Annotated in this window: 26 protein-coding genes and 2 pseudogenes; 15 read left to right on the forward strand and 13 right to left on the reverse strand. The window is 66.4% G+C overall.

Features of this window, described 5'->3' with window-relative positions:
- Positions 1–134: 134 nt before the first annotated feature.
- From BWQ92_RS19305 to BWQ92_RS19325, 6 genes are all read right to left on the reverse strand, one after another.
- Positions 135–2,030 carry a copper resistance CopC/CopD family protein gene (locus tag BWQ92_RS19305; RefSeq protein ID WP_172804310.1) on the reverse strand — a complete coding sequence of 632 codons (1,896 nt, stop codon included), beginning with the start codon at positions 2,028–2,030 and terminating at the stop codon, positions 135–137.
- An 83-nt stretch (positions 2,031–2,113) separates the two neighbouring features.
- Complete coding sequence (locus BWQ92_RS19310) at positions 2,114–2,545, reverse strand: hypothetical protein (RefSeq protein WP_076802320.1); 432 nt, start codon at positions 2,543–2,545, stop codon at positions 2,114–2,116.
- A complete protein-coding gene (locus BWQ92_RS19315) occupies positions 2,542–2,769 on the reverse strand; it encodes a hypothetical protein (protein ID WP_076802322.1) in 228 nt (75 codons plus the stop codon). Before BWQ92_RS19315 ends, BWQ92_RS19310 begins: the two co-directional genes overlap by 4 nt.
- Positions 2,770–2,785: 16 nt before the next feature.
- Positions 2,786–2,968 carry a hypothetical protein gene (locus BWQ92_RS23655; protein WP_157365208.1) on the reverse strand — a complete coding sequence of 61 codons (183 nt, stop codon included), beginning with the start codon at positions 2,966–2,968 and terminating at the stop codon, positions 2,786–2,788.
- A gap of 95 nt (positions 2,969–3,063) precedes the next feature.
- Positions 3,064–4,050 (reverse strand): M56 family metallopeptidase, encoded by a 987-nt coding sequence (locus tag BWQ92_RS19320; protein ID WP_076802324.1) that lies wholly within the window; start codon positions 4,048–4,050, stop codon positions 3,064–3,066.
- Positions 4,047–4,412: a BlaI/MecI/CopY family transcriptional regulator gene (locus BWQ92_RS19325; RefSeq protein ID WP_076802327.1), complete on the reverse strand. Its 366-nt coding sequence runs from the start codon at positions 4,410–4,412 to the stop codon at positions 4,047–4,049. Before BWQ92_RS19325 ends, BWQ92_RS19320 begins: the two co-directional genes overlap by 4 nt.
- A 164-nt stretch (positions 4,413–4,576) precedes the next feature.
- Between BWQ92_RS19325 and BWQ92_RS19330 the strand changes: the two genes are divergently transcribed.
- The 4 genes from BWQ92_RS19330 (at position 4,577) to BWQ92_RS19345 (ending at position 7,050) form a co-directional block, all read left to right on the forward strand.
- The gene (locus BWQ92_RS19330; protein ID WP_076802329.1) at positions 4,577–5,290 is read left to right on the forward strand and encodes a DUF3105 domain-containing protein; all 714 of its coding nucleotides are present in this window, start codon (positions 4,577–4,579) and stop codon (positions 5,288–5,290) included.
- A 67-nt stretch (positions 5,291–5,357) separates the two neighbouring features.
- Positions 5,358–5,582: an SHOCT domain-containing protein gene (locus tag BWQ92_RS19335; protein WP_083706367.1), complete on the forward strand. Its 225-nt coding sequence runs from the start codon at positions 5,358–5,360 to the stop codon at positions 5,580–5,582.
- Positions 5,583–5,703: 121 nt separating this feature from the next.
- Positions 5,704–5,985, forward strand: a complete 282-nt coding sequence (locus BWQ92_RS19340; protein ID WP_076802332.1) for an anti-sigma factor family protein — start codon at positions 5,704–5,706, stop codon at positions 5,983–5,985.
- Between the two features lie 393 nt (positions 5,986–6,378).
- Positions 6,379–7,050, forward strand: coding sequence for a DedA family protein (locus BWQ92_RS19345; RefSeq protein WP_083706368.1), 672 nt, complete (start codon positions 6,379–6,381; stop codon positions 7,048–7,050).
- Here the strand turns inward: BWQ92_RS19345 and BWQ92_RS19350 are convergent.
- On the reverse strand, positions 7,015–7,683 hold the full coding sequence (locus BWQ92_RS19350; protein ID WP_076802334.1) for a metal-dependent transcriptional regulator: 669 nt from the start codon (positions 7,681–7,683) through the stop codon (positions 7,015–7,017). The two genes, BWQ92_RS19345 and BWQ92_RS19350, sit on opposite strands and share 36 nt — an antisense overlap.
- Positions 7,684–7,763: 80 nt before the next feature.
- On the opposite strand from BWQ92_RS19350, the gene BWQ92_RS19355 reads away from it, so the two are divergent.
- From BWQ92_RS19355 to BWQ92_RS19405, 11 genes are all read left to right on the forward strand, one after another.
- Entirely contained in the window at positions 7,764–8,882 is a 1,119-nt protein-coding gene (locus tag BWQ92_RS19355) for a multicopper oxidase domain-containing protein (RefSeq protein WP_442856733.1), read from the forward strand.
- Positions 8,879–10,126, forward strand: coding sequence for a ZIP family metal transporter (locus BWQ92_RS19360; RefSeq protein WP_083706369.1), 1,248 nt, complete (start codon positions 8,879–8,881; stop codon positions 10,124–10,126). Before BWQ92_RS19355 ends, BWQ92_RS19360 begins: the two co-directional genes overlap by 4 nt.
- Positions 10,127–10,366: 240 nt before the next feature.
- Positions 10,367–10,996 carry a hypothetical protein gene (locus BWQ92_RS19365; RefSeq protein WP_236783005.1) on the forward strand — a complete coding sequence of 210 codons (630 nt, stop codon included), beginning with the start codon at positions 10,367–10,369 and terminating at the stop codon, positions 10,994–10,996.
- Positions 10,997–11,174: 178 nt separating this feature from the next.
- Positions 11,175–11,513: a hypothetical protein gene (locus BWQ92_RS19370; RefSeq protein WP_076802336.1), complete on the forward strand. Its 339-nt coding sequence runs from the start codon at positions 11,175–11,177 to the stop codon at positions 11,511–11,513.
- Positions 11,514–11,801: 288 nt separating this feature from the next.
- Complete coding sequence (locus tag BWQ92_RS19375) at positions 11,802–12,128, forward strand: ArsR/SmtB family transcription factor (protein WP_076802339.1); 327 nt, start codon at positions 11,802–11,804, stop codon at positions 12,126–12,128.
- Positions 12,125–12,961: a cation transporter gene (locus BWQ92_RS19380; RefSeq protein ID WP_076802341.1), complete on the forward strand. Its 837-nt coding sequence runs from the start codon at positions 12,125–12,127 to the stop codon at positions 12,959–12,961. Before BWQ92_RS19375 ends, BWQ92_RS19380 begins: the two co-directional genes overlap by 4 nt.
- Positions 12,962–12,964: 3 nt before the next feature.
- Positions 12,965–13,885, forward strand: coding sequence for a cation diffusion facilitator family transporter (locus BWQ92_RS19385; protein WP_076802344.1), 921 nt, complete (start codon positions 12,965–12,967; stop codon positions 13,883–13,885).
- Positions 13,885–14,592, forward strand: a complete 708-nt coding sequence (locus BWQ92_RS19390; protein ID WP_076802346.1) for a DsbA family protein — start codon at positions 13,885–13,887, stop codon at positions 14,590–14,592. The genes BWQ92_RS19385 and BWQ92_RS19390 overlap by 1 nt, the downstream gene beginning before the upstream one ends.
- Positions 14,593–14,647: 55 nt before the next feature.
- Positions 14,648–15,292: a copper resistance CopC family protein gene (locus BWQ92_RS19395; protein ID WP_172804311.1), complete on the forward strand. Its 645-nt coding sequence runs from the start codon at positions 14,648–14,650 to the stop codon at positions 15,290–15,292.
- A gap of 298 nt (positions 15,293–15,590) precedes the next feature.
- Positions 15,591–16,133 (forward strand): DinB family protein, encoded by a 543-nt coding sequence (locus BWQ92_RS19400; RefSeq protein WP_076803843.1) that lies wholly within the window; start codon positions 15,591–15,593, stop codon positions 16,131–16,133.
- A 63-nt stretch (positions 16,134–16,196) separates the two neighbouring features.
- Positions 16,197–16,532, forward strand: a complete 336-nt coding sequence (locus BWQ92_RS19405; RefSeq protein WP_076802348.1) for a YnfA family protein — start codon at positions 16,197–16,199, stop codon at positions 16,530–16,532.
- Positions 16,533–16,971: 439 nt separating this feature from the next.
- On the opposite strand, the pseudogene BWQ92_RS19410 reads toward BWQ92_RS19405, so the two are convergent.
- From BWQ92_RS19410 to BWQ92_RS19430, 6 genes and pseudogenes are all read right to left on the reverse strand, one after another.
- A pseudogene (locus BWQ92_RS19410) lies at positions 16,972–17,352 on the reverse strand (DUF7793 family protein).
- A 116-nt stretch (positions 17,353–17,468) separates the two neighbouring features.
- A complete protein-coding gene (locus BWQ92_RS23660) occupies positions 17,469–17,726 on the reverse strand; it encodes a hypothetical protein (RefSeq protein ID WP_157365211.1) in 258 nt (85 codons plus the stop codon).
- A 319-nt stretch (positions 17,727–18,045) separates the two neighbouring features.
- Positions 18,046–18,351, reverse strand: a complete 306-nt coding sequence (locus tag BWQ92_RS19415) for a hypothetical protein (protein WP_076802350.1) — start codon at positions 18,349–18,351, stop codon at positions 18,046–18,048.
- A gap of 223 nt (positions 18,352–18,574) precedes the next feature.
- On the reverse strand, positions 18,575–18,928 hold the full coding sequence (locus BWQ92_RS19420) for an ArsR/SmtB family transcription factor (RefSeq protein ID WP_076802353.1): 354 nt from the start codon (positions 18,926–18,928) through the stop codon (positions 18,575–18,577).
- A pseudogene (locus BWQ92_RS24750) lies at positions 18,912–20,173 on the reverse strand (MFS transporter). The gene BWQ92_RS19420 and the pseudogene BWQ92_RS24750 overlap by 17 nt, the downstream one beginning before the upstream one ends.
- A gap of 86 nt (positions 20,174–20,259) precedes the next feature.
- Positions 20,260–21,459 carry an MFS transporter gene (locus BWQ92_RS19430; RefSeq protein WP_442856770.1) on the reverse strand — a complete coding sequence of 400 codons (1,200 nt, stop codon included), beginning with the start codon at positions 21,457–21,459 and terminating at the stop codon, positions 20,260–20,262.
- Between the last annotated feature and the right edge of the window lie 75 nt (positions 21,460–21,534).

Below are 21,534 nucleotides of genomic sequence, written 5' to 3' on the forward strand. Positions count from 1 at the left end.
AGAACATGGCGGGGACAGCGGGCGGCGTTCTTCGTTCCCGGCGATCGCCATCCGCGAAAGACCGCCGACTGTCATGTCATGTCTCCGTCCCGGTTCGTGGTCAGGTGCGTGGTGGTCCGGCTGCTGAGCGGTGCTTAGTCATGGGGGCCTGCAGGTGCGGGGTAGATCAGGGTTCGGGTGACAAGGTGGTGGGGTGCGGTCTGAGTCTCGTGCAGGATCCGGCCGTCCTTGTCCAAGGTGAGTTCGAGGACAGCATTCTCGGCCGGGTAGGACAGGACCAGCCGGCGGTTGCCGTTGTCGTCGGGGAGTCGGGTGGCCGTGGCGGCCTGCCCGCTGGCATACAGGGAGCGCCGGATGAAGTCCTTGCCGGTGGTCTGAAAGGACCGCGGTGTTCCCAGGCCGCGTGCCGTGTCGCTGGTGACCAGTTCGTGCAGGGTGACCGAGGGGGCGGCCTTCATCGCCGTCACGGCCTCTTGCAGCAGGTCCTGGGCCGGGAGGGCGGGCCAGTTGATCGCGAGTGCGGCCGGTTTGGCGTTCCAGATGCCGGAGGTCGGCGTGAGGGTGAGGCGGTTGGTGCCCTCGTGCCAGGTGGCGGGGCTGAAAAAGCAGCCCTCGCCGCAGCTTCGGAATGACAGGTCGGTGGTGTCGCCGCCGGGTCCGGCGAGGGAGCCTGTGAGGCCGAACTGTGCGGCCGCCTCCTTGCCGGATGGGTCGGTGATTTCCGGGGCCAGCAGCTGGATGACGAGCTGGCCGGAGCTGGCGCGTGCGTTGATTCCTATTTCCCCGGCCAGGGCCGCCGCCGGGACGACCGGACCCGAGGCGGGCGGCGGAAACGCCAGCGGGGCGTTCTTGTCACCGGGCAGCGGCAGAACAGTCAGGACGGAGGACACGATGAGGACCACGAACAGGGTGGCGGCTTCGACGCGTGCCGGGCGTCTGATCTTCTCCAGGGCGGAATGCCTGCGAAGGAGGCGGCGCGCGGCCAGGGCGAGGCCGGCCGCGGCCGCGACCAGTCCGGTTTTGACCAGCAGGACCCGCCCGTAGTCCGTTGTCAGGAGACTATCCAGTGGAACGACAATCAGGGCGGATCCAAGCCCGGTGAGTATCACGGCGGTGAACAACCAGACGGCGGTCCGGGCGTACGCGCCGATGGCTTCCCGGGCGAGGTCCCGGAAGTGGCGCCACCGGATGAGGGTGCGCAGGATGTGGACGAGCAGGCCGGTCCAGAGGGTGGCCGCGGCCAGATGGAGAATTGTCAGCGGCGTGCCCACGAGGGGGTCGGCCATTTGCGGGTGGGCACGCAGGGCTTCGGCGCCGATTGCGGCCGTCAGCGGAAACCAGATCCATCCGCGCCTGCGTGCTGCGGCCGCTACCGCGGCCAGGGCAAATGCGACAACCTCGACGAGGCTCACGATGCCGGGCCGACTCCCGGTCAGGGCGTCCGGGACGGGGCGGGACAGGCCAGCCGTGATGGAGCCGTTGCCCAGGAGCAGTAGGGCCAACCCGCCGGCGGCGGCCACCCCGGCCAGGCAGGCCCACAGGGCGATCGGCCGCGGGCCGTCGTGGCCCGTGCGGAGCCGGCCCAGCAGAACGGTGCCGACACGTTCGCCCAGGGCCAGTGCCAGGGCCGTGAACAGCAGCACCCGGAGGGCCGTGGTCTGCCAGGATCCCTGTGTGTCGGTGGTTTGCCCTCCGGCCAGTGCTGTGACGGAAGGGCCCACGGCGTAGCGGTAGCTGCCGCTCATGACGTCGCCGTCACCGGCGGTGACCTGCCAGTGCACGGTGTAGATGCCCTGCAGTGCGGGGTCGGAGAGCGGTACTTCCAGGGCCCGGTTCTCGTGGGTGAGCCGTGGTGCGCCGACGGTCCCGCCGCCCTGAGGGTCTTCGAGTCTCACCGGCGTCCCTGCGGTCGTGACGGGCTGGTCGAAGAGCAGAGTGAGGGTGTCCGGGGCTGTGGCGACGGTCGAGTCGGCGGCCGGTGCGGTGAAGAGCAGGTTGGCGTGCGCGGAAGCAGGAACAGCCGACAGCAATCCCGCGAATATCATACCGGCCGTGGCGGCCAGCAGCGCGGCGGCCCCGCGGAGGCCGTGCAGTCGCCGGAGGTTCCTCCGCCTCACCGGTGCGGCGGGATGGTGTCCAGGCCGTTGCCGGGGCGGCCGGCCTGCAGCTGCGCGAGTTCCTCCCGCGCTGCCGTCAGCTGGTCATCGATGCTCTGCGCAGGAGGTGCCCAGGGCCCTCCGCCGTCGGTGCCGGGTCCGCCGGCCTGCAGCTGCGCAAGTTCCTGCCGCGCTGCCGTCAGCTGGTCATCGATGCTCTGCGCAGGAGGTGCCCAGGGCCCTCCGCCGTCGGTGCCGGGTCCGCCGGCCTGCAGCTGCGCAAGTTCCTGCCGCGCTGCCGTCAGCTGGTCATCGATGCTCTGGACAGGAGGTGCACAGCATCCTTCGCGGCCGCTGTGGGCTTGCCGGCGCATTGGACGCATGCAGAAGAACCAGGTCAGGGCGAGGGCCGCGGCAGTGACGGCCAGCGCGATCAGTGCTGTGCTCATGCGGCGGGGTTCCCCCCGGCGTGCGGCGTCCGCTGGCGGTCTTCGGAGCCGGCCGGTGCGCGGCGGAGTGCCTCGATCTGGGCCTGGAGCCTGGCCAGCTCCTGCTCCTGGTCCGGGGTGGCGGCCTTTTCGTTGGAGCCGCGGCCGCGCATCATGAGCCACATCATCAGGCCCATGACGATGGGGCAAGCCAGGGCGGGAAGAAAAAGGAGAAACTGTTCCATGAGGTGTCCTTAGCGGTCAGGGGTGGGGGAAAGGCGTGTCAGTCGCGGCGGAGGGCTCGGGCGGAAAGTTGTCCGTGGGCGATGAGCCCGGGGGCGAAGGGGAGGCCGTGCTCGGACAGCACGGGGCGAGCAGTGCGACGACGCCGCCAAGGCGTGCGGTGAGCAGCGTGCCCCTGAAGAGCAGTTCTTCCATGGACATGCCGCCTTTCACCCGGAACGGACCGCAAACTATTCTCCTAAGGAGTTTAGGACAATGGTGGGCGGGTGTCCATCGGCTCAGCCAGGAGGGTGGGTTTAGGAGGCAGAGGCGTTGATTGATGTGGTGGCGTCGGGGCAGAGGTTGTGTCCGGCCGCGGCGGCCGCGGGGCTTCCCAGTACCAGCACGGGGAGGGCGAGGAGGACCGCGACGGCCAGAGAGCCGGCGGTCGTGCGGGTCCGGCCCAGTGGGTTCTGCGGTGGGATGAGCCGGCGCACTCGCGCGGCCGCTCCGCTGCCTCCGGCACCCAGGGCCACGGCCGGTGAGAGGTGTCCGATGCTTCCTGAGGCGACGGCCAGCAGGGCCCCGGCCACGGTGAGCCGGCCTGACCGGGCGGCTGCCGCGTCATCGGCGCGCAGTTCGACCAGTCTGGCGGTTTCTTCGGCGGCGACGCGGAAGATGGCAATGGTGGGGAACGCTGATGCCAGTGCGCGGGAAAGGCCAAGGATCAGGTCATGGCGCTCGGAGAGGTGGGCCTGTTCGTGTGCCAGGACAGCCTCCAGCTGTCCGTCGTCCAAGGCCTTCAGCGCTCCGGTGGTCACTACGGTCTGCCGGCGCCGGCCCGGAAGGCAGTAGACGGCTGATTCGTCTGAATCGAGCACGACCACGCCTCGGCGATGGTCGGTATGGCCGACCATGTCGAGGATCCTGCTGTGGTGGGAGCGTTCGCGTGCCATGCCCGCAAGCCCTGCGATGATGCACCAGAGGGTTCGGCCGAGAATGGCCAGGGCGAGGACGGCTCCGGTGGCTCCGGCTGCCGCTCCGCCGGGTGAGGCATATTGCTCTTGGATGGCCATGACGCAGGCCCGCAGCAGTGCGGCCAAGTCAGCGCTGACGGTCACGGTGGGGATGGTCAGGGCCAGTCCGGCGAGGGCGACGGAGGCCAGGATGGTCAGGCTCAGTGCCTGCCAGGCTGCGATGGCCAGCCGGGGCGCCCTGTCTGGCCAGGCTGCGGCCTGCAGCAGCCGCGGGCCGACCGCGCCCAGCAGCAGGGCGTAGGCGAGGAGGGGCAGGGCGGCGATCATGCCTTCAGGTCCTGTTGTCTGGCCGCGCTGAGAAGGCGGTGCAGCTCGTCGGCCTCCTCGGGCCGGATTCCCTCGACGAATCCGACCAGGGCTGCGGTCCTGTCATCGGTGAGCGAGAGTGCCTCCGTGACGAGTCCGGCAACGTATTTGTCCCTGCCGGCCGCCGGTCCGTAGCGGTAGGCCCTGCCGTCGCGTTCCTTGGTCAGCCAGCCCTTGCGGTGCAGGATCTCCGTCACGGTATGCACGGTGTTGTAGGCCAGCCCGCGGTCGAGCCTGTCCAGGACCTCCCGGACCAGCAGCGGCCGGTCCGCCTGCCAGATCTGTTCCATGATGGCGCTCTCCAGATCGCCAAATCTTGGCATGCTGCCTCCTCGGCCAGGTGTTGTCCTATCAAGGATAGGAGATTGCCTCCGCCATTGCACCTAAACACCTAAGTAAGTTAGGTTTGATGCAGAGATGCCGGCCTGCCGCTGGGGGGAGCCTCAGGGCACGGCACGGTGCCGCGCAATCGAAGGACACGAAGACCATGGCCCGATCTAAGAACCAGGGCGGAGCTGGCGGCGCCCGCTCCGTCGAGTCAAAATCCCAGCCAGCCAGGGGAGGCAAGCCCACGCTGAAGCAGCAGCGGGAGGCGGAGATCCAGCGGAAGCTGGCAGGATTCAAACTCCAGCACAGCAGGGCCCGGCGCAACAGGCTCATCCTCATCATCACAGCCTGGACCGTCGGCATCGCGGTGGTCGCAGGCCTCGTCATTTTCGCGGTGACAAGCACGTTGCCGAAAAGCCCGCCCGCGGCGATCGACGGAGTACAGAGCTTTTCGGGGCTGAGCTCCAACCATGTCACCACCCCGGTCAAGTACGCGCAGACACCGCCCGTGGGCGGGAACCACTCGGCGGTTCCGCTGAACTGCGCCGTCTACAGCGAACCGGTGCCCAATGAAAACGCCGTGCACTCTCTTGAGCACGGGGCGGTCTGGGTGACTTATGACCCGACGGCGGTCAGTGGCGCCCAGCTGGACGTGCTGCGCAAGGACATCCCTTCCAGCTACGCGATCCTCTCGCCCTACAGCGGCGATCCCTCTCCGGTCGTCGCATCGGCGTGGGGTGTGCAGCTGAAGGCTTCGGGCGTGGATGATCCACGGATCAAAGATTTCATCGCCAAATACCGCAGTGCAAAGTCGGCGCCCGAGCCCGGGGCACCCTGTTCCGGCGGCGTCGACGGCCCCGGAAAAGTCCAGTAACCGCCGGAGGGGCCCACGGCCTCCGTCCGCAAGTCCACAGCGACGGAAAGGAAGGACCAAGCCAGTGATGGGACATTACGGAAACGACGGCATGTGGCTGATGTGGCCATGGATGCTGGGCTGGTCAGTGCTGCTCCTCGCGGCACTCGCCGCGCTCATCTGGGCAATTGTCCGCCTCGCCCGGGGCGGCGGCGAGGGGCCCGGTTCTGCGCGCAGGATCCTCGATGAGCGCTACGCACGCGGCGAAATCGACGATGACGAATACCGCAAACGGCGCGAAACCCTGCGCTAGCCGCGCCTCAAGGCAGTTGAACCGCCGGAACGGACAGCCGAAGCATCCGTAACGCCGCCGCCGGTCATCGGCCCCTGGTTTCGCAGACGGGCCTGGAGCCCCATCGTGAGGAGGACTGGTGATGAGAGGTGACGGAACGGACGCTTATCGGGAGTGGGCCGCCGTCTATGTGCTGGGATCCCTGGATCCACGCGAGCGGCGCGAGTTCGAGAAACACATCATCGAATGCAGTAGTTGTGCGGCAGTCGTGAGCGAGTTCGCCGCACTGCCGGCCCTGCTGTCCACGCTTCCTGACGACGAAGCGCTGACCCTCGGGCGGGGCGGAAAGCCTCACGCGCCGCCGGAATTGCTCAAGGCCCTTACTGGCAAGATCCGGCACCGGCGGCGCAGGCCATCAGGCTGATCGCGGAAGTCCGCCCAGGGACCTGGACACAGGATCAGCCACCGCGTCGGGGAAGAGGTAGCGGTGTTCGCCGAGGCCCTGATGGAGAGACCGACCCAGATCCAGGTATCCCGCTGAGGAGAGGAGGTGAGCTGAATGAACACCGCATGCTGCCGCGACGACTGCTGCGCCAACGGCTGTCGCGGCGATGATTGCTGCGACGATTGCTGCGACGACGACGATTAGGACTGGTGCGAGGACAGCACACCACAGCCTGCCGGGCCTCCATGGTCCGGCAGGCCCTAAATGAACCACCGCAAATGAATAGCCAATTACACGAATGAACACGGGTCGCATTCAATGAGGCCTGGTAACCAGAGAGTAGTGTCAGGGCGGCCATGCGTTAGGACAACTATGCAGACAATCAACGACTTCATCCTTGCAGCCGCAGGCCAGCCCTGGGTGCTCCTGCTCGTGCTCGCCTGCAGCATTATTGACGGGTTCTTTCCTCCGATACCCAGCGAGTCCGTGGTGGTGGGACTGGCCGCTGTTTCCGCCAGCGCCGGTGTCCCCAATGCCTGGCTGCTTGTACTCCTCGCCGCCGTGGGGGCATTTACCGGTGACAACATCGCCTACCTTCTCGGCCGGAACGTGCGAACGCGCCGCTCTCGCTGGATGCGGTCACCACACATGTTGGCGGCATTCCGCTCGGCCGGCAGGGGACTCCGGCGACGCGCCGCGTCATTGATTATCGGGGCCCGCTTCGTTCCCGTGGGGCGGGTTGCAGTGAATTTCACTGCCGGCGCCACACATTTTCCCCATCCTCGATTTATCGCGCTCACGACCATATCCGGAAGCCTCTGGGCCTGCTATTCCGTGGCGATCGGGTTGTTCTTCGGTCAGTGGTTCAAAGACAACCATCTACTGGCGGCGATTACCGCGATCCTCTGCGCTGTTAGTCTCGGCATCGTGCTGGATCTGGCTATCAGCCGCTTCCCACGGGACGGTGCGACTACCGGACCTATTGACATGAGACAACAGGGGCGGCCGCTAACTGGCGATGACCCAGATGGCTTCTGCGGCTGACGGGCCCAAATCCACGTCGCGGTCCGAGAGCCGGATCGTGGTGACATCGGCATACGGGCGGTGCGCCACGACGGTGAGGCGGGTGTCCGGTGCCAGGCCGAGTTCGGTGAAATAGCGCAGCATCTCCGGATCGGCGTCGGAAATGCGGGTGATGGTGACTGTCCGATCCGGGCTTACCGAGGTCAGGGGGGACCCTTGCGGGGTGTGCGGGTGTCCGTTTGCCGAGGGGATGGGGTCCCCATGAGGGTCCCTGGTGGGGTGGCCGAGCTTTTCATCGATGCGCCGGATCAGCCTGTCCGACACGGCGTGCTCGAGAATCTCCGCCTCGTCATGTACCTCGTCCCAGCCATAACCGACGACCTCAACGAGGAATGTTTCCAGGAGCCGGTGCCGACGCACCATCTGGACGGCGTGCTCCCGCCCGGCCGCCGTGAGTTCGATGCTTCCGTACGGGGCATGCGTCACCAGCCCCTGCTTCGACAGCCGCCTGATTCCATCGGACACCGTGGAGGGCTTCACCCCCAAGCGATCAGCCATCGCGCTGACGGTGATCGGAGTTTCCGACCATTCAGTCGCCGACCAGATCATCTTCAGATAGTCCTGCGCGGAGGTGGTCAGTTCGGAGACGGTCATACACCGATGCTATCAACAGAACATCAATGTTAGACTCGCCTAACAAAGGTTTTTTGATCATTGGAGATTAGATGGACGGCGTGCCGAAAACTCTCGGGAAGCCCGTGCCGAGCCGGCGGAGCATGCTCTCCGGCGCCGCTGCCTTCGCCGCCGCGCCCCTCACGGCATGGACGCTGATGGGAGCTAAGGAACCCGGCCCGCACTCTGGGCATGGGGGACACACTGCAGAGCAGGCCCCTGCCGGGGGCGCTGCTGTCACCACCCCTGAGCCGACGGCGGGTACGGACCCGGGCCACATGACCAATCACGCCGGGCATGCCGGCTTCGCCGGTGGCTCTGTTCCGCCGGAGCGGGCGGGCATTGACCCGACCGCGATCCTGCACGACTTCGACCGCGGCAGGACCAGCAAACTGCCAGACGGACGGACCCTGCGGGAGTGGGACATCGTCGCGGTGGACAAGGAATTCGAGATCGCCCCCGGCGTGATATTCCCGGGCTGGAGCTACAACGGCAGGATCCCCGGACCGACCCTCTGGGCCCGGGAGGGAGATGCGCTGCGGATCCATTTCACCAACGCCGGGGCGCACCCGCACACGATCCACTTCCACGGGATCCACCGGGCCACCATGGACGGAACCCCGGGAATCGGCGCCGGCTCCATCGCCCCCGGGCAGAGCTTCACGTATGAATTTGATGCCACCCCGTTCGGTACGCACCTGTACCACTGCCACCAGTCACCGCTTGCCCCGCACATCGCCAAGGGCCTCTACGGCGGCTTCATCATCGAACCCAAAAAGGGCCGGCCCAAGGCCGACAACGAAATGGTCATGGTGATGAACGGCTACAACACCGACGGCGGAGACGACAACGAGTTCTACTCCGTCAACGGCCTGCCCTTCCACTTCATGGACTACCCCGTCCAGGTCAAGCAGAACGAACTGGTGCGGATCCACCTGATCAACGTGCTTGAATACGACCCGATCAACTCGTTCCACATCCACGGGAACTTTTTCCACTACTACCCGACCGGCACGATGCTGACCCCGAGTGAATACACCGACACCATCTCCCAGGTCCAGGGCCAGCGCGGCATCCTGGAGTTGCGCTTCCCGTACCCGGGCAAGTACATGTTCCACGCCCACAAAACCGAATTCGCCGAACTCGGCTGGATGGGCTTCTTCGAAGTGAGCCCATCATGACCCGCACAGACACCACGAGGACAGACACCACGACCACAACGGAACCGGCAGGAGGCGCAGCGTCGCGGCCGCCGAAGCCGCGCTGGCTGCTCGGTCTCGGGCCCCTGGTGCTGATAGCGGTCCTCCTAGGCCTGTTCTCCCTCCTGAACGGACCGGCCCTGTCCAAACTCGGCGAGGGAGTCCCGCCCAAGGAAGACGTCGCGGTCGAAGACATCCGGCTGACCCCGGGCCAGATCGTCCTCACCGTCCGCAACCAGGGACCTGACCCGGTCACCATCGCCCAGGTCAACGTCTCGGACTACTACGCAGCCTTCACCCAGACCGATGACGTGCTCGATCCGATGGAGGCCAGCACCATCACCGTCAGCTACCACTGGGTCGACGGGGACCCCTACGAGATTGCCCTGGTCACCTCGGCCGGCGGCAAAATCAATGCCACCATCGACGCCGCGGCCCCCAGCCCGGAGCGCAGCAGTTCCTTCTTCGGACTCATGGCCCTGCTCGGGATCTACGTGGGCATTATTCCGGTCGCGATGGGCATGCTGTGGATGCCCTTCGTGCGGCGTTCATCGGCCGCCTGGGTCCGGGCCCTGCTCGGCCTCACCATCGGCCTGCTCGCCTTCCTGACCTTCGACGCGACACTGGAAGCCTTCGAGCTCGTCGCGGACAACAGCTCCTTCGGCGGCCCGCTCGTCGTCATCCTCGGAGCCCTCGCCTCCTACCTGGTCCTGGAGGCCACCGACGCCTGGATGCGGCGGCACCGAAACGGGCCCAGCACCGGCGCTCCGGCGCTGCCCCCCGGGCGGCTGGCGCTGCTGATCGCCATCGGAATTGGCCTGCACAACCTCGGCGAGGGCCTGGCCATCGGCTCGGCCTACGCCGTCGGGTCGCTGGCCCTCGGCGCGTCGCTGATTGTCGGCTTCGCCATTCACAACACCACCGAAGGCCTCGCCATCGTCACGCCCCTGGCCCAGGAACGGCCGGGCCTGGGACGGCTGGCCGTATTGGGCCTGATCGCAGGGGCCCCTGCCGTGCTCGGATCCCTGATCGGCGCCACGGTCTACCAACCCACATTGGCCGCGTTCCTCCTCGGACTGGGCGCTGGAGCCGTGGGCCAAGTCGCCATCAAGCTGCTGCCGATGCTCAAGGACGGCACCGGCCGGACCCTCACACCGCTGACCGTGACCGGAATTCTCCTGGGCCTCACGGTCATGTTCGGCACCGGGCTGCTCGTCCAGGCATAGGTTTTGGGACCGCTGTTGAGCGGTCGCCGAACAGAAGAGGATCCGCCCACAGACCAGGCGGATCCTCTTCTGATTCGGGCGGCACTCAGCGGCCTATGGTGATCGTCATCGTCGTCTTCCCTATTTGATGGAAAGCTGCTTGGAGGTCCGCCTGTCACGGTTCGCGCCGGAAGGTACGCCTCCGGACAGCAGCCACTGCTCCCAGGCATCCTGGGATTCATACCCATGAAAGGCCGGCACATGACCGCCGACACGCCCACCACCAGCAAGACCCTGCCCGAGCCGGCCATCGAACCTGCACTGGTCAGTGCCGATCCGGCCAAGGGCAGGCAGAACGCCAGGCTGGTCCTGCTCGGTGTGCTGTGCACCGCAGGCTGGCTCGCCTCCGTGCTGGTCGGGCACAACGTTGACTGTGGACCGGAACTGCACCGCATCGGTCTGGCTGTGCATATCCTGGCCCTGGTGCTCTCGTTCGGGACCATCCTTGTGGTTGACTGGCTGGGCCTGCTCTGGCTCCTGGGCAAAGTGCAGATCCATGAATCAGGCAAACTCGAGACTGCGGCGAAACCGCTGATCTGGGGCGGTCTCGCCCTGCTCCTGGCATCTGGAGCCCTCATTGACCCGGACCTGACGAACCCCGTCACCGCCATTAAGCTCGGCTCCGTGCTGGTCCTTATGCTCAATGGCCTCAGCATCGCCCCAGCCATGCAGCAGCTGTTGGCCCTTCCCCCTCAAACCCGCTTCAGCGAAGTCGCCCGAAAGCTAAGGCTCCGGCTGATGGTTGCGCTCAGCGTGTCCCAGGCCTGCTGGTGGACGGCAGTGCTGATCGGGCTGATCAACAGCACTCTTCGACGCTGGGCGGGAAGCTAGCCGTACTCCAGCCCACTTCCCGGGACGATTCAGGTGTTCGTAGATTCAGCCTCAAGGACGGTGCGGTAGCAGTGGGCACGAAAGTGGCCGTCGGATACGACGGGTCCGACGCCTGGGCCGCAGATATGCCACCGCGTCCCACGCCGTGCTGCGAATCATGCACGCGTGGATCTGGCCCGTGCTCACCCGTGATGTGGGCCCGGTGAAGGGCGTGACGGAGAGCGGGCTGCGCCACGCCGGCGCAGTGATTCTCGCCAAGGGCGTCCCGCCCGCGAGATCTCACCAGACCTGCAGCTCAACCTGGATGCTTCCCGCGGAGGTCCTGCGCCAGGAATCCCTCGATGTCGGCCTGATCCCGGTCGGAAACCGCGGACTCCGCGGCTTCCCCGGGACACTGGTCGGCTCTGGTTCCCTTGACGCGTGCGGCGGGCGCACGAACCGCATCAGCCTTGAGCGCTGGCGTCGGCGGCGCTCCCTGCGGTTGGTCCAGTGGAGGCCGGGTGAGGCCCACGAGTGAAGCGGCCAAGGGTATCGGGTCCCCCGGACCTTGGCGCCCGGCCTCCGGGCTTTTCCTAAGGTGAACCTGCGACAGTTCAGGTAACTGGTCCCGAACGGACGCCGAAAGCCCCGGGCCGGAGCAGCGCCGCCAGGTCCGATGGGGGGAAACCTCCCACCCCACTGGACCTGGCGGCATTTCCATGCCCTGTTTCAGGCTGACTAAGTGCCAGCCCGGCAGGCCCTCCAAATCCCATCCGCAAGAGAGTACAAGATTGCATGAATACACCACGGACTGTACTTTGGGGTTATGGAAACTCTCACGCACGCGCCGGTGCTGGCACGGTTCGGGTATGCGGTTTCGGACCCGACCCGGGCCCGGATCCTGCTGGCCCTGGCCGATGCCCCGTCCTATCCGTCCGATCTGGCTGATTCCATCGGGGTGTCGCGGCAGAGTATGTCCAACCATCTGACCTGCCTGCGCGGCTGCGGGCTGGTCGTTGCTGTTCCGGACGGGCGGCGGACCCGTTATGAACTCGCCGACGCCCGACTGGGCCACGCGATTCATGACCTGCTCGGCGTGGTGCTGGCCGTGGACCCGTCCTGCTGCGCACCGGACGGGGAGTGCTTCGCATGACGGCCCTGCTTCACGCTCCAAGCCCGGAACGCCGCGCCGTACTGAGCCTGCGGATCCGGCTTTTCGCGGCGGCGACCATTACCTACAACCTCGTCGAGGCGGTGGTGGCCCTCTGGGCCGGCGGCGTCGCGGACTCCTCAGCGCTGATAGGCTTCGGCTTGGATTCGGTGATCGAGGTCGCCTCTGCGCTGGCCTTGTCCTGGCAGTTTTCCGCCAAGGACCCGGAACGGCGTGAGCACCTGACGCTGCGGATCATCGCGGCCTCCTTTTTCGCCCTCGCCGCGTTCGTCACCATCGACGCGGTCAGGTCCCTCACCGGCGGGGGAGAGGCGCAGCACTCTGCCCCCGGGATCGTGATCGCCGCCCTGAGCCTGGCAATCATGCCGGTCCTCTCCTGGGCCCAGCGCCGAGCCGGGCGGGAACTCGGCTCCAAAACCGCGGTGGCGGACTCCAAACAGACACTGCTGTGCACCTATCTTTCCGCGGTGCTGCTGATCGGGCTGGTCCTGAACAGCACGCTGGGCTGGTGGTGGGCGGACGCCGGCGCGGCGCTGGTGATCGCGGCGATCGCCGTCCGCGAAGGCATCAACGCCTGGCGCGGTGATGTCTGCTGCACCGTCCCCAAGGCAGCCGCTCAAGGCCACGGCACTGAGGCCGACGACTGCTGCGCACCCTCGACGGCGGCGGCAGGCGTACCTGCGATGCTGGCCCTTCCCCTTGCAGTCCGCGACTCGGGCCCTGATGCCCCGCCGGAAGGGTCGGGGTGCTGCGCCGGTTGCGAATCCGAGACTCCACCGCAGCCCCTGACGCTGAACACCCGCCGGAAGGACTGACCGGTGGGCGCCGGTCATGACCACTCCCACGGCGGCGACGCGGCCGGCAACCGCGGCAAGCTGATCATCGTCTTCTGCATTACGTTTGTGGTGATGATTGCCGAAATCATCGGCTCTGTGCTCACCGGCAGCCTGGCGCTGCTGGCAGACGCCGGGCACATGTTCACAGACTCGGCCGGACTGCTCATCGCGCTGATCGCCGCGTCGCTGGCGCTGAAACCGGCCACCCTGAAACGCACCTGGGGCTACAAACGGGCCGAAATCGTCGCCGCCGCCGGCCAGGCGGCCCTGCTGCTGGGCGTGGGCGGGTTCGTCATCGTCGAAGGCATCCGCCGGCTCTTCGAACCCCCTGAGGTCGTAGGATCCACCATGCTGTGGTTCGGCATCATCGGCCTGGCGGGCAACGCCATCGGCCTGCTCGTGCTCGCCTCGGGCCGGCATCACAACTTCAACATGAAGGCCGCGTTCCTCGAGGTCCTCAACGATGCCCTCGGATCCGTGGCGGTCATCGCGGCCGCGGTCATCATCGCCCTGACCGGATGGACGCGGGCTGACGCCGTCGTGTCCCTGCTGATCGGCGCGCTGATCATTCCCCGCACCCTGAAACTCCTGCGGGACACCACCGACGTGCTGATGGAAAACGTGCCCCGCGGCCTGGATCTGGCCAAGGTCCGCGAGCACATCCTGGCCCTGCCGCACGTCATCGACGTCCACGACCTGCACGCCTCCCTCGTCGCGTCGGGCACCCCGGTCCTCTCCGCCCACGTCACCGTCAAGGACAAGTGCATGCGCGACGGCCACTCCGCCACCATCCTGGCGGACCTGCAGCGTTGCGTTGCTGAACACTTCGACGTCAGCGTCGAGCATTCCACGTTCCAGATCGAACCCGCCGCCCACCGCGACCAGGAAAGCCTGCCCCACTGATGACACCAGCACCACCAACAGCCCCGAAACTCCCAGCCACCAAGCCGGTAGACACCGCCAAGAGAATCCGCACCGTGCTGTGGGCCCTGCTCGCTTTCATCGTCGTCGCCGGGGTGATCGGGTACGCCGTGCTCACCGCCGCCAAACCCGCCCCCACCGCCGCGGCACCGGCCGCGGACGCCCAGCTCGTCCGGGAGGACAGCCACCGCGTCACCACCCCGGCCACCGAGAAGGCCCAGCTCGTGGAGTTCCTGGACTTCGAATGCGAATCCTGCCGCGCCGCCGTGCCCCTGGTGGAGAAGCTGAAGAAGGAATACGGGGACCGGATCACCTTCGTCAACCGCTACTTCCCCCTCCCCGGCCACCGTAACTCCGGCACCGCGGCCCTCGCCGTGGAAGCCGCCGCGCAGCAAGGCAAGTACCAGCAGATGTACACCAAGATGTTCGACTCCCAGCCGCAGTGGGGTGAAAAGCAGGACTCCCAGGCCGCCTTGTTCCGCACCTACGCCCAGGATCTCGGACTGGACATGGCCAAGTACGATGCCACCGTCGCGGCCGAGGCGACCAAGGACCGGATCCGCAAAGACATCGCGGACGGCAAAGCCCTCGGCGTCACCGGAACCCCCACGTTCTTCCTCAACGGCGAAAAACTCACCCTCAACAGCGAGGAGCAGTTCCGCCAGCTCCTCGACGACGCAGCCAAATAGACCAACCACTCCTCTGGCCGGACAGCCGGCCACCCCGACACCTATCGGAGCCACCGTGCACACTCCTGCCCCCAGCGTCCCCAATAACCTCCGTCTCCGGTTCGCACTGCTCCTCGCCGCCGCAGCGGTGATCCCGGCCCTCGCCGCGGCCCCGGCGCAGGCCCACGACGCCCTGCAATCCACCTCACCGGCGAAGGACAGCACCATCACCACCGCCCCGGAGCAGGTCACCCTGACCCTGTCGGAACCGCCGACCGACGCCGCGAGCCTGAACTTCAGTGTCATCAAGGTCACCGACAGCACCGGCGCCACGCTCACTGACGGCAAGGTCAGCATCACCGACGCGACCCTCTCAACCACAGTGGCCAAGGGCGCCAACGGCCCGTACAAGGTCCTCTGGCGTGCGGTGTCCGCCGACGGGCACCCGATCGAAGGCAGCTACTCCTTCACCGTCCAGGACCGGGCGAAGTCGTCAACGGCTCTCGACCCGGCACCGTCGACTCCCGCAGGGGTGGCCACGGCAACGACAACCGCCGACCCGGCCGCCGGCCAGTCCGTTCCGCCAGTCCCGGGACCGGACAACAGCAACGCCCCGGTAGTGCTCGGCATCGCCGCGGCCATCATCGCCGCGGGCGCCGGTCTGTTCGCCCTGAGCCGAAGGCGGAAGGCCTCCAGGAACACAGGGCCCCTGAGCGGGTAGGGCCAGGTTGCCCGCGCGGCGACAAGGTTTCTCCAAGGACAAGCGCTGAGACTGGGGCGTGCGGGTGGGCATGTACGATATCGGCGACGGCCCTCCGGAAGCGGCCGACTACGCTGCCGTTTAGGAGAAACCGCGACCCGGCCGGGGGTACCTGGAAGCCATGGCCACCGCTGATCGTTCCAGCGTCAGGTTCGTTTCCGCAAACGGATACAGCTTCACCGATGCTTTCACCATTGAAGGCAAGTAACCGGGCCCGGTTGTTATGATCGGGCGCCGCGGGAGGAGGGTGGGAAACGCCTTGGACGCGTCAAAGGATGGGATTCTCTCCGGATATCGCCGGGCACGGCAGGAACTGGACGCGTGGCTGGGAGTCGCCACCGCTGAGGATCTCCGCCGCAAGAGCAACGGCACGAAGTGGACCAACGAAGAACTCCTTTTCCACATGGTCTTCGGTTACATGGTCGTCCGCGCCCTGCTCCCCCTGGTTCGCGCTGTCAGCAGGCTCCCGCGGCCCGTCGGGAAGTCCTTCGCAGCAGTTCTGAACGCGGGAACGCGCCCCTTTAACGTGGTGAACTATTGGGGCTCACGCGCCGCCTCGCTGGTCTATGACAGGCGTCGGATGGGCCGGAAACTCGAGAAGACCATCGCCTCCCTCTCCATGCAGCTGGAACGTGAGACCGCACATTCGCTGTCCCGTTCGATGCCGTTTCCGGACAGATGGGACCCGTTTTTCGCCACACTGATGACCCTGAACGATGTCTATGCCTACCCGACCCTGCATTTCGACTTCCACGCCAGGCAGCTCAGCCTTCCGCCAACGCAACATATGAAGGGATCGTGAGCCACCCTCGACCCGCTGGGCGCCGAAACCGCGTCCAGTCAGCCTAATGACAGGATAGGAAACATGCCCATTGCCAAGTCCGTCCTGTTGTTCGTGCTCGCCGCTGTCGCGGAAATCGGGGGCGCCTGGCTGGTCTGGCAGGCAGTGCGGGAAGACAAAGCCTGGTGGTGGGCCGGGCTCGGCGTCGTCGCGCTGGGGATCTATGGCTTCGTGGCCACCTTGCAGCCGGACGCGCACTTCGGCAGGATCCTCGCCGCTTATGGCGGTGTTTTCGTCGCAGGTTCCCTGGCGTGGGGCATGATCTTCGACGGGTTCCGCCCTGACCGCTGGGACATCGTTGGGTCCGTTATCTGCCTGGTAGGTGTCGCCGTGATCATGTTCTCGCCCCGGGGCTCCTAACCCGGAACACTCAAAAGTGTTTCCTTACCTGCTGACGCATGATGTAACGCGGATCTGGCAGTGGCGCTGGACCAATCAAGGACGACACGGGGCCGGCCTTTGATTCGTCAGAGGCGAAACTGACATCAGGCGGTCCTTGAGTGCGGTCACGGATTCATCATTGGCAGTGTCCTGGCAGTGCATCGGCTGCGCTCAACGGGTTCCTTCTGGGTGGCGGATGCAGTGCCGGCACGGGCGCTTTCGGAGCGGTCTTGTGGGAGGAGCAGAGTCTTCACCCAGGTTCTTCTGACCGCTTCTCGGCACTTTTCAAGTACTGATGGCTTGGCGGCTGGTGTCATGTTTGAGCCCCCTGGGTGACCCACTTGAGATGGTACGCACGGTTGTGGGGCTCGGGCCAGTGGGGTAGCCGAACGGCCTAGCTGCGAATGTACCCCTTGGATCACGGGGCGGTGTCCCCGAGCAGCCAGCTCATTGCCTCGCTCCTGGAAATGAAGAACTGTGTGGGGCATGGCGGCCTGTGGATGCCAAGGAAAAAGTTAGCCACGACTCAATCCACAGGGCTGGAGCCGAGGAGGGCGATCCGCGATGCCGCGCACGGGATGGCCCATACCGCGCGGGCTTCGCGGCTGACGGTCTCAGCGGCGGTCATATCGACCAACATGGGATGGTTCACGCCGTTGCAGACCTCGTTGACCATCGCCATGGCTGCTCGGGCATCGGCTACGTCAATTGTGACGTTGGGCGTCCAGATCAAGTGGATGACACCGTCGGCACGGAGCTCGACCGAGCCCTTTCCCCCTTCTATCGCGATTCGCCCCACTCGATAGCCTTCCGTATGGTTTTCTGGACCCCAATGGTAGCCTGCATCAACGTTGCCCGGACTCCGTGGGGAACGGCTGCCAACCGCGGACCTGACTGCGATTCACACGCGAATTTCTACCGGCCTGCGCCGTAGCAACCCGTGGGCATGCCCAGATTCGTCGGACCGAGCCGTGAGAGTCCCTGCGCGTCCGCGCGCTTGTCTAGCCCGTAGGCGATGTCGCCGGTGACCGCGGCATGGTAGCTGGTGCTGTCCCGAGAGCCGGTCAGTGCCGCGCACCGGGACGGTGCAGGGATTCCTTTGCCGAGGGCCCCGGCACCAGAGGCCCAGCGGGGTCGGGTGTTCCCGATGGCACCGGGACAGGATGCGGGCATGAGCGAAGGAGTGTGGTCATTATGGTGAAGCGGGGAAATGCCGGCAACGTCGCCGGGGGATCTGCGACGGGCCCTGAAAGCCAGACCCCGCGGGGCGACGCGGCAGGTGATCCGGTTACTGCCGTGGAGCCGTATCCGGCGGCCAAGGACTACAGGGAAGAACCGAGGCACAACCAGGGGAGGCACGGCGGGCGGTCCGATCGCGTGCACCAACGCGACTGCGCGCCTGGACTTTCATTCATGCCCCCACGGTTGAAGACTCCGCCATCCGGGACGGCCGATCTCGGTAACGTGCTGGAGCTGTTCGACGCCGCCGCGGTCAGAACTTATCGGGAGAGTCGATTGATTCCCCGACGGTGATCTCCGGGGCTGCGTTGGGATCACCGCCGACAGATCCGATGAATGCGTTCAGCTCGGGGTCGCTGAAGAACTTTTCGAATGCTGCCGCGGATTCCCACTCGTCGATCACGAGAATGAAGCCATCCCCGACGGCGAACTGATGGTGAATGGCGCCCTGCGCCCGGCCGCGTCCGGAGATCTCGCGGTACTCGTCGGCGCGTTCCTCGAGCGATCTGGTGAAGACGTTCGTGTCACCGAAAATCTTAACCGAGACGATGACTGACATAGCGATGACCTCCTATGGCCTCGAGATGCTGCTCATAGTAGTAGCCCCTGCCGAGGGCTGCAATAAGGCAGTTCCTTACCTGCTGATGTAACTCGAATCCGGCAGCGGCGCTGGACCCATCAAGAACAACACGGGGCCGGCCGTTGATCTCGCCAGCGGCGAAACGGACATCAGCCGGTCCTTCAGTGCGGTCACGGATTCATCATGGCAGCGTCCTGGCTGCTCATTGGTGGCGGGCTTCTCCGGTGACCATGTGGTCTGCGTGGTTGATGGCTTCGGTGATGAGCCGGATCAGGTGTCCGTCGCGCAGGGAGTAGACGATGTGGCGGCCGTTCTTTCGGGTGTCGACGAGGCCGCTGAGGCGAAGTTTGGCGAGGTGCTGGCTGACCACGGTGCGGGGCGCTCCGGAAGCGTCCGTCATTTCCGTGACGGTCCGCGGGCCCGCCGAGAGCTGCCAGAGCAGGTGCAGGCGGGTGGGTTCGGCGAGCATCCGCAGCGTTTCGCTGGCCGCCGCCAGGTGTTCCGGTCCGGGGGTGACCGGATGGATCAGGGATGGCTGTTCATCGGCTGTGCTCAACGGGTTCCTTCTGGGTGGCGGATGCAGTGGCCGGCACGGGCGGTTGCCGCGGCCAGGACAGGAAGGCTCCTGCACTGCCGATTATCGCAATGATTGCCAGCGCCAGCGCGGCCCAGCCCAGTCCGGCCTGCGCGCCGACCCAGCCCGCGAGGGGGTAGGTGAGGATGTAGCAGGCGTGGGACAGGGAGAACTGGGCCGTGAAAACGTACGGGCGGGTGTGTTCGTCGGAGGCATCGCGCAGGAGCCGGGCCGACGGGGTCAGTATGGTTGAATTTGCGGCCCCGAGCAGGACCCACAGGGCCAGCAGCAGCCACCATCCGGTCTCCGGGGATGCCAGGAATGTCACGGCGGTGGCGCCGGTAAGAGCCAACGGGATGACGGCGGCGCCGGTGAGCATCACGGCACGGTCCCCGAACCGGTCCAGGACCCGCGGCGCCGACAAAGCCACGATCATCGACCCGACACCGAAGCACGCCAGGGCGAGGGCCAGATCAGCGTCGGGGCGGTGCAGAACGTCGCGCACGTAAATGACGGTGTTGACCAGCACCAGGGCCGTCGGGGCGGCGACGACGAGGTTCAGGGCCAGCAGGGAACGCAGCCGCCGGTTCCGCCAGAAAATCCGCGCGCCCAGGGTGGTCCGGTGCCACAACGAGGTTTGCGGTCCGGCCGACGCAGTGACCCGGGGCAGAACCGTGACAGCGACCATGAATGCCGAGAACAGGAAGCCGGCAACGGTGCCGATGAACAGCTTGTTGTAGCTGAGCACGGTCAGCAGCAGCGCCGCGCTGCCGGGCTGACGAGTGCTTCCATGTCATAGGCCAGCCGGGAGAGCGAGAGTGCGTGCGTGTAGTCCCGCTGATCTTTCAGGATCGTCGGGATCAGCGACTGGAATGCGGGGGTGAAGGTGGCGGAGGCGGACTGCAGCAGGAAGATCACGACGTAGATCTGCCACGACTCCGTGATGAAGGGCAGGCACAAAGCCATGGCCGCCCGGATCAGGTCCGCCCCGATCAGCACCGGCTTCTTCGGCAGCCGTGGCACCAGGGCAGTGATCACGGGCGCCAGACCCACATAGGCCAGCATCTTGATCGTCAGCGCGGTCCCCAAAACTGCCCCCGCATTCCGGCCCGCCAGGTCGTAGGCCAGCAGCCCGAGGGCAACGGTCAGCAGGCCGGTCCCAATCAGGGCCACGATCTGGGCGGCGAACAGCCGCCTGTAGGTCACATTCCGCAGAACTGACAGCATCAACCCGACTCCTTAAGTGCATAAGTGCGTTATCGTGCACTTAAAAGAGTATCTGACGTAGCGTCGCCGGGATGCAGGCCAGGCCGTTACCGGATGGTGGTGTGGTCGGTTCCCCGCATCCTCAGGGCCACGATGATGCCGGACAGTGCGGTGAGGGCTCCGACGACGGCGACGGCGGCGGGGATGCCGTAGGCGTCAGCGAGGACTCCGGAGAGCAGGGCGCCGACGGCGAATCCGCCGTCGCGCCACAGGCGGTAGATCCCGACGGAGCGTGCGCGCCATGCAGGGTGGGCGACGTCGCCGATGGCGGCAAGCAGGGTGGGGTAGACCATGGCTGTTCCGGCGCCGAGGAGGATGGCTCCGGTGAGCCAGATCCCGAAGCCGGTTCCGACGGCGATCATGCCCAGGGCCGCGGCCTGGATGAGCATGCCGGCGACGATCAGCGGCTTGCGCCCGTATCTGTCGGACAGGGCACCGGTGACCAGTTGCCCGGCGCCCCACACGGCCGGGTAAACCGCGGCGAGGATGCCTATCGTCCCGATCGTCAGGCCGCCGGCGGCGAAGAGAAGGGGAAACAGGCCCCAGGCCAGGCCGTCGTTGAGGTTGTTGACCATGCCGGCCTGGCTGACCGAGGACAGGGACTTATCCCGGAAGCTGGTCAGGGTGAAAATCTGCCGGTTGCCCAGCTCCGCATGGGCGTCTGCCCGTGCGGCGGCGTGGCCGGCGGACTCAAGCCTGGCAAAATCGCGGGTTTCCTTCACGGCGAGCACGGACAGGCCCAGCCCGAGGGCGATGTAAGCAGCGCCGAGCAGGAACGGTCCGGGCCGGAGCCCGTAGTCGGCGGCGATATAGCCCGTGGTGACGGCGGTGCCGGCCACGCCGAGGTAGCCGGCGGCCTCGTTCAGGCCCATGGCCAGGCCGCGCCGTGAGGGGCCGACGAGGTCCATCTTCATGATCACCGTGGTGGACCAGGTCAGGCCCTGGCTGATGCCCAGGATGACGTTGGCCGCGACGATCCATCCCCAGGACGGGCCGAGGATCAGCATCACCGGAACGGGCAGGGCAATGAGCCAGCCCGCGACCAGTACGGGTTTGCGGCCGTAGCGGTCCGAGAGGGTTCCGGCGAAGTAGTTGGTGGCGGCCTTGGCCAGGCCAAAGGCCAGGATGTAGGTCAGAGCGCTCGTGTAGAGGTCCTGGAGGAAAACCTGGTTCGCGAGCAACGGCAGGACCGTGCGTTCCTGACCGAGCGTCCCGCCGACAAGGGCGTTGACTGCGACCAGGAGGATGAACTGGGCGGTGTTCTGCCGCAGCCCCAACACGACACCTTCACGCGGGGCGCCGCTGCGCCGGCCGCTCACTGC

The sequence above is a fragment of the Arthrobacter sp. QXT-31 genome, from assembly GCF_001969265.1.
Taxonomy (GTDB): domain Bacteria; phylum Actinomycetota; class Actinomycetes; order Actinomycetales; family Micrococcaceae; genus Arthrobacter.

Excerpts from the sequence above, each read along its gene's own strand:
- BWQ92_RS19405 (WP_076802348.1), top strand. The coding sequence starts at position 16,197 with ATGCCCATTGCCAAGTCCGTCCTGTTGTTCGTGCTCGCCGCTGTCGCG.
- BWQ92_RS19320 (WP_076802324.1), bottom strand. The coding sequence starts at position 4,050 with ATGATCGCCGCCCTGCCCCTCCTCGCCTACGCCCTGCTGCTGGGCGCG.
- BWQ92_RS19340 (WP_076802332.1), top strand. The coding sequence starts at position 5,704 with ATGAGAGGTGACGGAACGGACGCTTATCGGGAGTGGGCCGCCGTCTAT.
- BWQ92_RS19350 (WP_076802334.1), bottom strand. The coding sequence starts at position 7,683 with ATGACCGTCTCCGAACTGACCACCTCCGCGCAGGACTATCTGAAGATG.
- BWQ92_RS19390 (WP_076802346.1), top strand. The coding sequence starts at position 13,885 with ATGACACCAGCACCACCAACAGCCCCGAAACTCCCAGCCACCAAGCCG.
- BWQ92_RS19310 (WP_076802320.1), bottom strand. The coding sequence starts at position 2,545 with ATGAGCACAGCACTGATCGCGCTGGCCGTCACTGCCGCGGCCCTCGCC.
- BWQ92_RS23660 (WP_157365211.1), bottom strand. The coding sequence starts at position 17,726 with ATGCCCGCATCCTGTCCCGGTGCCATCGGGAACACCCGACCCCGCTGG.
- BWQ92_RS19365 (WP_236783005.1), top strand. The coding sequence starts at position 10,367 with ATGACCGCCGACACGCCCACCACCAGCAAGACCCTGCCCGAGCCGGCC.
- BWQ92_RS19315 (WP_076802322.1), bottom strand. The coding sequence starts at position 2,769 with ATGGAACAGTTTCTCCTTTTTCTTCCCGCCCTGGCTTGCCCCATCGTC.
- BWQ92_RS19345 (WP_083706368.1), top strand. The coding sequence starts at position 6,379 with ATGCAGACAATCAACGACTTCATCCTTGCAGCCGCAGGCCAGCCCTGG.
- BWQ92_RS19335 (WP_083706367.1), top strand. The coding sequence starts at position 5,358 with ATGGGACATTACGGAAACGACGGCATGTGGCTGATGTGGCCATGGATG.
- BWQ92_RS19360 (WP_083706369.1), top strand. The coding sequence starts at position 8,879 with ATGACCCGCACAGACACCACGAGGACAGACACCACGACCACAACGGAA.
- BWQ92_RS19415 (WP_076802350.1), bottom strand. The coding sequence starts at position 18,351 with ATGTCAGTCATCGTCTCGGTTAAGATTTTCGGTGACACGAACGTCTTC.
- BWQ92_RS19325 (WP_076802327.1), bottom strand. The coding sequence starts at position 4,412 with ATGCCAAGATTTGGCGATCTGGAGAGCGCCATCATGGAACAGATCTGG.
- BWQ92_RS19380 (WP_076802341.1), top strand. The coding sequence starts at position 12,125 with ATGACGGCCCTGCTTCACGCTCCAAGCCCGGAACGCCGCGCCGTACTG.
- BWQ92_RS19330 (WP_076802329.1), top strand. The coding sequence starts at position 4,577 with ATGGCCCGATCTAAGAACCAGGGCGGAGCTGGCGGCGCCCGCTCCGTC.
- BWQ92_RS23655 (WP_157365208.1), bottom strand. The coding sequence starts at position 2,968 with ATGTCCATGGAAGAACTGCTCTTCAGGGGCACGCTGCTCACCGCACGC.
- BWQ92_RS19375 (WP_076802339.1), top strand. The coding sequence starts at position 11,802 with ATGGAAACTCTCACGCACGCGCCGGTGCTGGCACGGTTCGGGTATGCG.